Consider the following 13584-nt stretch of genomic DNA (forward strand, 5'->3'; position numbering starts at 1 on the left):
ATTTTATTATTTTTTATGATTACTTATCTAAATAAACTGTTATTTGACAATTTTTTAAATTTAAATAGAAAACTCTCAAATTAGCTTTATCTAATATATCTAATTTTTTTGTTAATTCTTCTTTTTCTAAAGAAATAGAAAATAAAAAATTTTCTTCCCTTAATTCAAGATAATAAAATTTAGAATCAATTATTCTTATTTTAAATTCATTTAAATTGGCACTTAATGTGTCTTGATTATTTCTATAAAATATTCTAAACTCTTTTTTATCATTTAGTATCTTTTCTAAATCTAATATAGTCATTAGTATCTCCTTTAATATCTAATAATCTTAAAGTATAGAAGTTAGGGATTTTTTTCTATATATAATTTAATCTAGTTAAATTTAGAAATATTTTTCATTTTAATTTTTACAATCAAATTCACTTTTAAATAATCATCTTATTTATTATTTGTATTTCTTATCTAACACCTTATATTTATTAATTAATTTTCTAAAAAAATTCATAAAAACATTTATTATTAAACAATTTTCTAAAAATTTAAAGTATTTTCCGTTTTCTCTAACTAATCTACATAATATAACTTAATTATAGCACAAAAATAAAATAAATCAACATTATACAAATTTTTAATTTTATTAAAAATATAAAAGAGACTGAAAAATATCTCAGTCTCTAAATAAAATCATTAAATTATTTTACAGTTGGAACTTCACAAGCTTTTATATTCCAAATCTCATCAGCATATTTTCTTATAGTATTATCAGATGAGAAAATTCCTGAATTAGCTATATTAACTAAGCACATTTTTTGCCATTTTTCTTGATCTCTGTATAATTTATCAATTTTTTCCTGAGCTTTTACATAAGCGTCAAAATCTTTAAATACAAAGAATTCGTCATTTTTATTAAATAAATCATCCAATATCATAGAGAATTCTGAAGAATCAACTCCATAATATCCTGTTGTTATTTGCTCAATAATCTTTTGAAGTCTTGGATCATTATCATATACATCTCTCATATTATATCCACCAAATGCATTATAATGCATTACCTCTTGAGATGTAAGTCCAAATACAACTATATTCTCTCTTCCAACAGCCTGATCTATCTCAACATTAGCACCATCAAGTGTAGCTAAAGTAATAGCCCCATTCATCATAAATTTCATATTTCCTGTACCTGATGCTTCTTTTGATGCAGTAGATATTTGTTCACTTACATCTCCGGCAGGAATTACTTTTTCAGCTAAGCTAACTCCATAGTTTTCTAAGAATATAACTTTTATTTTTCCATTTATTGATTTATCGTTGTTTACTTTTGCAGCAACAGTATTTATAAGTTTTATAATCTGTTTAGCTAAAGAATATCCTGGGGCAGCTTTTGCTCCAAAGAAGAAAGTTCTTGGTACAATATCTAATTTTGGATTTTCTTTTAGTTCATTATATAGATACATTATATGGAAAAGATTTAATAACTGACGTTTATAAGCATGAAGTCTTTTTACTTGAACATCAAATATAGATTTTGGATCTATTTCTATATTATATTCGTCTTTTATAAATTTAGCTAATTCCATTTTCTTATCCATTTTTATTTTTCCAAGTCTAGCTAAAATTTTCTTATCATCTTTATAATCTAATAGTTTTGTCATAGAAGTTACATCTTTTGCCCATTCTTCATTTCCACCATATAACTCTGTAAATAAATTTGTTAATGGACGATTAGCTTTAATTAACCATCTTCTATAAGTTATACCATTTGTTTTATTATTAAATCTTTCTGGATACATTTCATAGAAATCTTTTAATTCTCTATTTTTTAATATCTCTGTATGTAACCAAGCAACCCCGTTAATTGAATGAGAACCTACTATTGCAAGGTTAGCCATTTTTATATTATTGTCTTGAATGATTGACATATTATTTATTTTATTCCAATCATTATAATATCTCTCTGCAACATCTTTACAGAATCTTCTATTGATCTCTTCTATTATCATATACACTCTTGGAATTAATCTTTGGAATAAATCTACATTCCATTTTTCTAAAGCTTCTGCCATTATTGTATGGTTTGTATATGCCATAGTTTTTATAGTTATTCTCCAAGCTGTATCCCAATCTAAATCATAATCATCTAATAATATTCTCATAAATTCTGCAACAGCCACAGCTGGGTGAGTGTCATTTATATGAATAGCCACATAGTTATGAATTTCTGTTATAGGCTCTCCTAATTTTAAAAACCCTCTTATTATACTTTGGATACCAGCACTTGTAAAGAAATATTCTTGTTTAAGTCTTAATCTTTTTCCTTCAAAACTAGTATCATCTGGATAAAGTACTTGAGATATTTCTTCAACAGCATATCTCTGCTCTAAATATCTTAAATACTCTCCTCTTTGTAATGTAGATAAGTCAATATCTTGTTCTGGCATATCTGCACTCCAAAGTCTTAATGTATTTACATTGTTTGTTTGGTATCCTGGTACAGGTACATCATAAGGTACTGCACGAATTATCTCTGGATTTTCATATATTGGTATTAATTTTCCATTTTCTTCTTTTAAGTAAACATGTCCACCAAAACGAACGTCTACACTTTTATCTGCTCTTTTTATTTCCCAAACGAAATCTTTTTTTAACCAGTCATCAAGTTGCTCTACTTGATAACCATTTTTTATTTTTTGTTTAAATAATCCATGTTTAAAACGAATTCCATTTCCATGAGCTGGTAGAGATAAAGATGCCATAGAATCTATAAAACAAGCTGCTAATCTTCCAAGTCCACCATTTCCTAATCCCGCATCTTCTTCATATGATACAATCTCATTAAAATCTATTCCTAATTCTTTTAATGCTTCTTCGCAAACATCTCTTATTCCTAAATTGATAAGATTTGTCTCAAGTAATCTACCAATTAAAAACTCCATTGAAAAATAATATGTTTGTTTTACTTTATGTGTTCTATATGTTTTATTAGTTTCAGACCATTTTTCTGTTAAGTAATCTTTTATAAGTTTTCCAAGTGCAAAATATTTATGATCTAAACTAGCTTGATCAATATCTTCTGCAAAAGTAAAAGTTAATCTTTTAAGATAATCTTTTTTTATCTCTTCTTTTGTCTTATTAAGTATCATTAACATTCCTCCCAATTTATAAAAAAATTTCCCTGCTTATCACAGGGAAATCCTCTTTTATTTTAATATAATTTCTACCTGCATAGAAATTATATACAGTTCTTAATAAAATTTCAACTACTATTTTTTTTTATTAATTTTTCGGTTAATTTTTGTTAAAAAAGTAATTATTTTTGTCCTAACTTACTATATAATTCTTTATATTTAAGAGCTGACTCTTTCCAACTTATTTCTGAATCCATAGCATTTTCTTGTAATTTTCTCCATACTTTTTTATCTTTATATAACTCTACTGCCTCTTCTATCACATGTAACATATCATGTGCATTATAGTTTGTAAATGAGAAACCATTACCTGTTCCCTTATATTTATCATATGGAATTACTGTATCCTTAAGTCCTCCAGTTTCTCTAACTATTGGTAATGTTCCATATCTTAAAGCTATTAATTGACCAATTCCACAAGGTTCAAATTGAGAAGGCATTAAGAACATATCAGATCCAGCATAAACCTGTGCTGCTAGTTTACTGTCAAAACCAATATATCCAAACATTTTATTTTTATATTTATAATTGTAGTATCTAAACATATCCTCATAAGATTTATCTCCAGTACCAACAACTACAAATTGAACATCTAATCTTAAAATATCATCAATAACTCTTGTTATCAAATCCAAACCTTTTTGAGAAACAAGTCTTGATACAAGTCCAATCATTGGAACATCCTCTCTTACAGGAAGTCCTAGTTCTTCTTGCAATTTTAATTTATTAACAACTTTATAATCTAATGTTTTTTTATCATATTGCTTAAATATATGCTTGTCAGTAGAAGGATTATGTTCTTCATAATCTATTCCATTTACAATACCATATAATTTATAACTTACTCCATTTAAAAGTCCGTCTAGATTTTCTCCAAAATATGGAGTTCTTATCTCTTCAGAATAAGATTTACTTACTGTATTAACTATGTCAGAATACATTATTCCAGCTTTCATAAAGGAAATTCCATCATAAAATTTAATCTTATCTTCTGCATAGAAAGAATCGTCTAGATTTAATAACTCTCCTAATATAGCTTTTGAAAATACACCTTGATATTTTAAATTATGAATAGTATAAACTGTTTTTATTCCTTGATATCTCACATCATAAGCATAATGAGTTTTTAGAAATAATGGAACTACCCCTGTATGCCAGTCATTACAATGAATAACATCAGGTTTAAAATTTTCTAAATATTTTATACTTTCAAGAACTGCTCTTGAGAAAAATGTAAATATTTCTCCATCATCAAAATGTCCATATGGTTCTTCTCTTTTAAAATAATATTCATTATCTACAAAATAAAAAGTAATACCATCATATTCTAAAGTTTCTAATCCACAATACTGATTTCTCCATCCAACTTGAACTTTGAATTCAGCAACTTTTTTCATTTGATCTTTAAACTTATCAGATATTTTTCCATATTTTGGAAGAATCACTCTTACGTCAACAGCTATTTTTTTTAATGCTTTTGGTAATGCATATGCTACATCAGCAAGTCCACCTGTTTTTAAGAAAGGAGCCGCCTCAGATGCTGCAAATAAAACTTTCATTGCTCCACCTCCATATTTTACAAATAAATAATTACTTAGCCATCTCTTTTTCAATTATTAATGGATAAATATTACTTCCTCTAAGTTCTGTACCCTCTTCTAAGACAACATTTTTATCCATAATAACATTTTTTATTTTACATCCTGTTTTTATTCTACAGTTTTGTAAAATTATACAATTTTCAACTTCTGCTCCCTCTTCTATTATAGAAGATCTTGATATTATACTATCTTTTATAGTTCCTGCTATTTCACAACCATTTGCCACTAGAGAGTTACTAACTTTTGATCCTCTTGAATATTTAGTTGGAACTGAATCTTTAGATTTACTATAAATTGCACGTCCCTCTTTAAAGAACAATTCTTTTGTAATATCTACATTTAACATATCCATATTAGTATTATAATATGTTAAAAGAGAGTTTACACAACCTAAATATCCTTTGTGCTCATATCCTTTTATATCTATTTTTCCTAAATTTTCATAGATAACTGATTTTAAACTTCTAGCATAGTCAGCATAAGAAACTTTATCTATTAAAGACTCTAAATAAGATTTTTTCATTACAAATATTTCCATAGATATATTAGCATCTTTATTTACGCCTTTATTTTTTTCTACACTTAAAATTTCTCCATTAGGATTTATTTGAAGTACTCCACAATCAGTATATTTCTTGTCAGCTTCATTAGTATGTTTATAAACAAGTGTTACTACTGCTCCTGTTCTTTGATGTTGTCTTACTACATCTTCTATATCAACATTAGCTATTAAATATGTTGAAGCAAATACAACATATTCCTCTTTTACTCTGCTTAAAAATTCTTTATTATCATTTAAAATTTGTAAATCATAACTTACAGATTGATTTCTTTTATCATGGAACATATAAAGCCCTTTGTTTCTTCTATTTAAATCCCAAGCTCCTCCACTTCCAATATGGTCTCTTAAAGATCTACTATCTGTTTGTGTTAAAATTCCAACTAATTTTATTCCAGAATTTACCATATTTGATAATCCAAAATCTATAACTCTATATTTTCCTGCAATAGGAATTGAAGCTACTGCTCTGTGAGCTGCAAGTCTTCTTAAATTATCTCTACTTTCTGTTGCACTTAATATTCCAAAGCAATTATTTAACATACTTACTCACTCTCCCCAAAATTATTTTGTTACATCTTCATTAACTAATCTGTCTTCTTCTATTAAAGCTATTTCTTTATCTCCAGCTACTTTTTTACCTTCTTCAACTACTACATGTCTTCCACAAATAGCTCTTGATACACTTCCATCTTTTTTAATTATACTATCACACATAACAACAGAATCTTTTACTACTGCTCCCTCTTCAACTACTACTCCTTGGAATAATATTGAGTTTTCAACAGTTCCATTGATTACACATCCCTCTGTTATTAGAGAGTTTTCTATAATAGCTTTATCTCCAATTACTTGACTTGGTTTATTAGTAGATTTAGAATAAATTCTCCAGTTTTTATCAAAAATATCAAATTTTGGTTTTTCTCCTAATAAATCCATATTAGCTTCCCATAAGCTTTCAACTGTTCCAACATCTTTCCAGTATCCTTCAAATGGATAAGCTATAAGTTTTTTACCTTCTCCTAATAATTTTGGTATAATATCCTTTCCAAAGTCATTAGATGAATTTTCATTTTTTTCATCTTCCATCAATGCTTTTTTAAGAACTTTCCAATTGAAAATATAAATTCCCATTGAAGCTAGAGTGCTTTTTGGCTGTGCTGGTTTTTCTTCAAACTCATAAATTTCATCTTCATTTTTAACGTTCATAATTCCAAATCTACTAGCTTCTTCTAAAGAAACATCAAGAACTGCTATTGTTGCATCTGCTCCTCTTAATTTATGATACTCAAGCATTTTATTATAATCCATTTTATAAATATGGTCTCCTGAAAGAATTAATACATACTCTGGATCATAATCATCTATAAAATCTATATTTTGATAAATTGAGTTAGCTGTACCTTTATACCACCAACCTCCATCTTCTTGCATATAAGGTGGTAAAATACTTACTCCTCCATAGTTTCTGTTTAAGTCCCAAGAAGTTCCAATTCCAATATAACTATTTAAAGCTTTTGGTTTATATTGTACAAGGATACCAACTGTATCAATTCCTGAGTTAGTGCAGTTACTTAATGGGAAATCTATAATTCTATATTTTCCACCAAAAGGAACTGCTGGTTTTGCGATATTTTTAGTAAGAAGTTTTAGTCTACTACCTTGACCTCCTGCTAATATCATAGCTATCATTTCTTTTTTCATAATCCTCACACCCTCCTATTTTTTATGTCCAAATTTGCTATTTTCTTTTTTATTGTTATTTCTGTTTCTTTTTTTTCATCTTTAAATTTTGGTTTTAATATAATTGTTGATAATGGTGGTATATTTAATTCAATAGAATATGGAATTCCATTTCTATCTTGTAATTTTGGTTTTATTATTCCACCATTTAATATATTAGTACCTGAATATATATCTCTATCACTATTAAAAATTTCTTCATAATCCACTAAGTATTCACTTCCAACTAAATAGTTAAAATGTGGTACTGGGGTAAAATTACAAACAAACAATAAGAAATCTTTTTCATCTTTACCTTTTCTTACAAAAGATATTATACTTTCTTGATAATTACTGTGATCTATCCATTTAAATCCATCTGATGTAATATCTTGTTCCCAAAGTGATCTCTCTTTTTTATATAAATTATTCAAATCTTTTACATATCTTTTTATACTGTCGTGTTTTGGATATTTAAGCATCTTCCATTCCAGCTCTTCATAGAATCTCCATTCCATAAATTGCCCAATCTCAGTTCCCATAAAATTCAATTTCTTTCCTGGGTGACCAAACATATATCCTAAAAACATTCTAAGACTTGCAAATTTATCTTCATAATTTCCAAACATCTTATCAAGAATAGATTTTTTACCGTGTACAACTTCATCATGAGATAATGATAATATATAATTTTCTGAAAAACAATACATCAAAGAAAAAGTAACTAAATTATGATGATATTGTCTATAGATTGGATCCATCTCCATATATTTTAGCATATCATTCATCCAACCCATATTCCATTTATAGTTAAATCCTAATCCACCAACATAAGCTGGTCTTGTAACAAGTGGCCACGCAGTAGCTTCTTCAGCTATCATAAGAGGATTTTTAAATTTGGAAAAGACTATTTCATTTAAAAGCTTTAAAAATTCTATGGCTTCTAGATCTTCATCTCCTCCATATTTATTTTTTAATCCTCTAACTTCTGGCTGTCCATACTCTAAATATATAATATTTGAAACTGCATCTGCCCGAATTCCATCTATATGGTAAATATCAAATAAGAAAACTGCATTGGATATTAAAAAACTTCTAACTTCAGGACTTGCCAAATTAAAGTTAGCTGTTCCCCAACCTTTATTTTCACTTCTCCATTCATCTGGATATTCATAAAGTGGTGTTCCATCAAATTTCAAAAGCCCATGAGCATCTTTACAAAAATGCCCTGGAACCCAGTCAAGAATAATTCCTATTCCTGCTTTATGAAATTCATTTACCATATATTTAAATCCTTCTGGATCTCCATATCTACTTGTTAGTGAATAATAACCAACAGCTTGATATCCCCAAGATCCATCAAGTGGATGTTCTGAAAGAGGCATTATCTCTATATGAGTATACCCCATTTCTAAAATATATGGCAACAATTTATCACAAATTTCCTTATAATCTAAAAATCCACTTTCATCTTTTAATTCTTGTTGAGTTTTTTCTAAATCAGGTTTATCTATTTTTTTTATCTCTGACTCTAATTTTCTTTTCCAAGAACCTAAATGTATTTCATAAATATTTATTGGATTTTCAAAGGGATTCCATTTCTCTCTTTTATCTATCCATTCATCATCTTCCCAATTATATGGTTTTGTAACATCTTTTACAATAGAGGCTGTACCTGGTCTTAACTCCGAGTAAAAAGCAAAGGGATCAGCTTTTAAAAAAACTTCATCATTCTTTGAAGTTATTTTATACTTATATATATCCCCCTCTTTTATATTTGGAACAAATATACTCCATACTCCATGATAGCCATTAAAAAACATTCTATGCTTTGAGCCGTCCCAATTATTAAAATTTCCAACTAATTGAACATCTTTTGCATTAGGAGCCCAAACTTTAAATTCAGCCCCTTTTTTTCCTTCCTTCTCAACTAAATGACAACCTAAACTATAATATAGTCTATAATTTACCTGAGAATGAAACAAACGCATCTCTTCCCCAAATTCTTCAATATCCTCAAAAATCATAGTTCACCTCTATTTCAACTATCTATTTTCTAGTTTTTTTATATACTCCTCATCTGTTATTACTTCTATTCCATTCTTTAAAAGTAATTCTGATGTGATTCCATTTCCATTTACAATAGTTCCTGTAAAACTTCCATCATAAATCTCTCCGCAACCACAAGAGGGACTTCTTCTTCTAAATATAACTTTTTTTATATCTAGAGCTTTTAAGATTTCTAAAGTTCTCTCTGCTCCTAAACTATATTCAGAAGTAACATCTATACCATCTTTATTAATAACTTTTCTTTTTTTATTTTCATCTTCTTGTATCTCTGCTGGAACTCTCGGAGTTTTTAATCCCCCAAGCTGTTCTGGACAAATAGGAACTAATTTTCCTTCATTTAAAAGTTGTAAAAATATTGGCTCTAAATTATTCTTTCCGTTATATTTACAATTTATCCCACAAAGACAACTACTTACACCTATCAATTTTTTCTCCTTTATTTTCCTGATTTAAACATAGCAGAAAATCTTACTGGTATTTTTGTTTCAAAAGATAAAATCTTATTTGTTCTAGGGTGTTTAAAAACTATTGTTCTTGCATGAAGTCCTAGTCTTCTCAATGGATTTGTAGTGGCTCCATATTTTTTATCCCCTATTATGCTATGCCCTAAACTTTGCATATGTACTCTGATTTGATTTTTTCTACCTGTTTCAATATCAGCTTCAACTAAAGAATAAGCTCTACTTCTTTTTAAAACTTCATAATGAGTTATAGCTTTCTTAGATCCTTCTATCTCAACTGGACTTGAGAAAGTAACCATAGCACTATTCTCTTTTAAGTAAGATACTATTGTATCTTTATTTTTCTCAACTTTTCCTTCAACAACTGCCACATATTTTCTTTCTTTTACAAAATTTTGCCAATTTGTTTGAAGTACTTGTTGCATTCCTTCAGTTTTTGCAAATATCATTACCCCTGAAGTTCCTCTATCAAGTCTATGAACTATAAAAAGTTTTTCATTTGGGTTTTTAGCTTTTATATATTCTTTTACTATATTATAAGCTGTCTTTTCTCTTTCTTTATCAGTGGCAATTGATAACATTCCTTCTGGTTTTTCAATAGCTATTATATCTTCATCTTCATAAACTATTTTTATACCTCTTAAGTTTTCCTCTGTCATTCTTGAAGCAGATACAATTACTTCATCTCCTTCTGATAAAAGATGATTAAATTGAGAAGTTCTAACACCATTTACTAAGATCTGACCATTTTTTAATAGAGATTTTATATTATTTCTATTTTTTCCTGGTAAGTTTTCTATCAAAAACTTCATTAATTCATCACTTGTTTTTACTTTTAAACTTATATTTTTCAAATTATGCCCCCGTTTTTCTAAATTTACTTCATATATAGATTTTAGCACATTTTTTTATTTTTTTTAAGTCCTTTATTTAACTTTTTAAAAAAATAAAAGTTATTTTTCACCAATTTTTTATTTTTGGTAAAAAATAACTTTATATTAATTTTTTTTATTTAATTATTTTTCAAATTTTATTTTTCCACCAACAACAGTCATTACTACTTCTTTATTTCCATCTAATACAGCAAAGTCTCCTCTTTTTCCAAGTTGGATTGAACCTGCATTTAATCCAAACTCTTTACAAGCATTTGTACTTGACATTTTTACTGCATCAAAAATTGAATATCCTAAGCTCATAACATTTCTAAAAGCTTTATCCATAGTAAGAACACTTCCTGCTAGTGAATTAGTACTTTTTAATCTAGCTTGATTATCTTTTACATAAACATCTAGTTTACCTAATTTATAATCTCCATCAGCAAGTCCTGTTGCTGACATAGCATCTGTTATTAATGTAACTCTATTTGTTCCTTTAGCTCTTAATAATAATTCAACTGCTTTTGGATGAACGTGAATTCCATCAAAAATAATTTCTGCATTTATTTCATCTGAAACTAAAACTCCTCCTGCTATTCCTAACTCTCTGTGATTAATTCCTCTCATTCCATTAAAAGTATGAGTTGCATGAGTAACTCCAGCCTCAACTGCTTTTCTTACATTTTCATAGTATCCATTTGAGTGTCCGATTGAACAAATAACTCCATTTTTTCTTAAATATTTAATAGGCTCTAAATAACTATCATCACTTGCTGAAAGAGACATCATTTTTAAAACACCTTTTTTTACATTTAAGTATTCTTCTAATTCTTCAACAGTTGCTTTTACCATATATCTCTCATCTTGTGCTCCTTTAAATGCAACATCAAAATAAGGTCCTTCCATATGAACACCAAAAATATTTGCTCCATTTTCAATATCTTTATCTTGCACTTCTCCTGCACAAGCTAGAGCTCTTTTTAATTCATCTTTTGGTGCTGTTAAAGTTGTTGGTAAAAAGTTAGTAACCCCTCTTGTTGCAACAAATCTAGCCATTTTTTCAAGAGATTCTGTACTACAATCCATTAAGTCTGCTCCATCACAACCGTGAATATGAACATCAACAAATCCAGGTATAACTATTTTTCCTTCTAGATTAACAACTTTGTCTCCTGTTAATTCCTCTTTATATTTATCTTCAACTATTTTAGTTATAATTCCATCTTGAACTAAAACACTTCCATCTATTACTCTATCTTCTAAAACTATTTTTCCATTTTTTAAAACTAAGCTTTCCATTTTATCCTCCCTAATTTCTTATTTTATGTTTTACTTATTATATCATATTTGTATTTAAAATTCAAAAAATAATTATCTTTTGAAATTTATTTTCTATTTGTGTTTTGGATCTATTCCAAGTTCTTTAAAATAATTATATATTGTATATCTACTAACTTCTAAATATTTTGCAAGATTTACAACACTTTTTTTCAATGAAAATCCTCCATGCTCTTTTATATAATTAATAAATTCCAATTTTTCCTCTCTAGTCATTACTTTAGGATTTTTATCAAAATATTTTACTGCCTCTGAATAAATTTCATCAAATAATTTTTCATTTGGATCTTCTGTTACTACTTTCGTAACATCTACACCTATTTTCATAAATGAAGATAGAACTTTACTCACATCATAAAATTTACTATAATCAAAATTTATTCCAAAAGCAAAGTGAAAATCTTTTGTTTTAAAATGAACTGTTGTAGATTTTAAAAGTCTTCCATCTTGTGTTTTACAAAGACAGTTGTAAAAATCTTTTCCATTTTCCATCTCTTCTAATTCATAAACTCCTAAAAGATTTAATTTATCTCCAACTTTTCTACCTGTAACATGTCCATTATATATTGCCACTATAATTTCATCCTCTGTTCTTAGATCATGTATTACAGTTTCACAATCTGATCCAAACATTTCAGCTAATCCCTCTGCTAATTTTTTTAGAAAATTAAGTGTTTCTTTTTTATTCATCTTTTCCTCCTAATTTTTTCTAATTTAATTATAACATTGAATTATAGAAAAAAAAATATTTTTTATAAAAATAATATATTTATATGTTTATAGGACTTAAAATAATTAAAGAAAAATATTTTTATTTTCTATATTTTTTATCAAAAATATTGTATAATATAAGGAGTTGTTTTAATTTAAAAAATATTTAATATAAATTAATGGAGAAAAAATGGAAATCTTAAAAATGTCAACAAAAAATAAAAAACATCTACCTAAAAGAATTATTGTTACTCATTCTGATGCAGATGGACTTACAGCAGCAACTGTTGTTCAAGGAGCTGTTGAGAAATTAGAAAATAAAGAATTTTACTGGTTGGTTTTATCTTCTTCTAATCCTACTGGAACTGAAACTGAAAAAATGTTAGACTTTGCAAATAATCTAATTCCTTTCCAATTTGGAGATAAAATTTTTATTTGTGATAGAGCTAATCCTTCTGTCGAATATCTTAATATGAATCAAGCTACTTTAGAAAAGACTCAAATTGTTTTTATTGACCATCATATCACAAATAATCCTGAGCTTTGGATAAAAAGAACTAAATTAAAAAATATCTCAACTATTTGGAGTGATGAGGAGTCTGGTGCAACTTTAGCTTTACAATGGTTTAAAGAACAATATAATTTTGATGAAAAATTTGAATCTCTTTATTCAAGTTTTTATAAATTTACAGAGATAGTAAAACTTTGGGATATATTTACTTGGACTAAACTTGATAAAGATGAAGACAGTGAAAAATATTTCGGTGCTCTTGGTATAAATGCTATGGAAAAAGTTCTTGGGAAAAAATTCTTCTATAAAAAAATCAATGAAAATATGAATGATCTTTCTAAATTAAATGATCTATTAGAAATGTCTTACGAAATTTATATGGATGATTATAAGGATTATTGTAAAATAAGTAGAAAAAAAGCTCTAAATTATAAATTTGGAAGATACTTTATTAAAATATACTATGACTTTGATCAAAAATATCAATCATTATTTAGCTATGATATATTTGAAGAAGATGAGGCTGATATTGTAGCCTTTGTTAC

Annotated in this window: 11 protein-coding genes; 1 reads left to right on the plus strand and 10 read right to left on the minus strand. The window is 27.3% G+C overall.

From position 1 onward, the window contains the following. Positions 1-19: 19 nt before the first annotated feature. From Q1J48_RS04075 to Q1J48_RS04120, 10 genes are all read right to left on the minus strand, one after another. On the minus strand, positions 20-304 hold the full coding sequence (locus Q1J48_RS04075; protein ID WP_300328140.1) for a hypothetical protein: 285 nt from the start codon (positions 302-304) through the stop codon (positions 20-22). A 391-nt stretch (positions 305-695) separates the two neighbouring features. Beyond that, positions 696-3146 carry a glycogen/starch/alpha-glucan phosphorylase gene (locus tag Q1J48_RS04080; RefSeq protein ID WP_300328137.1) on the minus strand — a complete coding sequence of 817 codons (2451 nt, stop codon included), beginning with the start codon at positions 3144-3146 and terminating at the stop codon, positions 696-698. Between the two features lie 167 nt (positions 3147-3313). Next, on the minus strand, positions 3314-4750 hold the full coding sequence (gene glgA / locus Q1J48_RS04085) for a glycogen synthase GlgA (RefSeq protein WP_300361443.1): 1437 nt from the start codon (positions 4748-4750) through the stop codon (positions 3314-3316). 31 nt (positions 4751-4781) lie between these two features. Beyond that, entirely contained in the window at positions 4782-5894 is a 1113-nt protein-coding gene (gene glgD / locus Q1J48_RS04090; protein WP_300328131.1) for a glucose-1-phosphate adenylyltransferase subunit GlgD, read from the minus strand. 21 nt (positions 5895-5915) lie between these two features. Next, on the minus strand, positions 5916-7058 hold the full coding sequence (locus Q1J48_RS04095; RefSeq protein ID WP_300328150.1) for a glucose-1-phosphate adenylyltransferase: 1143 nt from the start codon (positions 7056-7058) through the stop codon (positions 5916-5918). Between the two features lie 2 nt (positions 7059-7060). Further along, positions 7061-9100 carry a 1,4-alpha-glucan branching protein GlgB gene (gene glgB, locus Q1J48_RS04100; protein ID WP_300361445.1) on the minus strand — a complete coding sequence of 680 codons (2040 nt, stop codon included), beginning with the start codon at positions 9098-9100 and terminating at the stop codon, positions 7061-7063. Positions 9101-9118: 18 nt separating this feature from the next. Then, entirely contained in the window at positions 9119-9568 is a 450-nt protein-coding gene (locus tag Q1J48_RS04105; RefSeq protein WP_300328125.1) for a 2-thiouracil desulfurase family protein, read from the minus strand. An 11-nt stretch (positions 9569-9579) separates the two neighbouring features. Further along, positions 9580-10458, minus strand: coding sequence for an RluA family pseudouridine synthase (locus tag Q1J48_RS04110; RefSeq protein ID WP_300328122.1), 879 nt, complete (start codon positions 10456-10458; stop codon positions 9580-9582). A gap of 162 nt (positions 10459-10620) precedes the next feature. Then, a complete protein-coding gene (nagA, locus tag Q1J48_RS04115; RefSeq protein ID WP_300328119.1) occupies positions 10621-11778 on the minus strand; it encodes an N-acetylglucosamine-6-phosphate deacetylase in 1158 nt (385 codons plus the stop codon). Between the two features lie 93 nt (positions 11779-11871). Beyond that, a complete protein-coding gene (locus Q1J48_RS04120; RefSeq protein WP_300361447.1) occupies positions 11872-12507 on the minus strand; it encodes a helix-turn-helix transcriptional regulator in 636 nt (211 codons plus the stop codon). 211 nt (positions 12508-12718) lie between these two features. Here Q1J48_RS04120 and Q1J48_RS04125 point away from each other — a divergent pair. Beyond that, positions 12719-13584, plus strand: an 866-nt coding sequence (locus Q1J48_RS04125; RefSeq protein ID WP_300361449.1) for a DHH family phosphoesterase, incomplete at its 3' end; no start/stop codon positions are given.

The organism is Fusobacterium sp. (assembly GCF_029258315.1).
In the GTDB taxonomy this organism is placed as follows: domain Bacteria; phylum Fusobacteriota; class Fusobacteriia; order Fusobacteriales; family Fusobacteriaceae; genus Fusobacterium_B.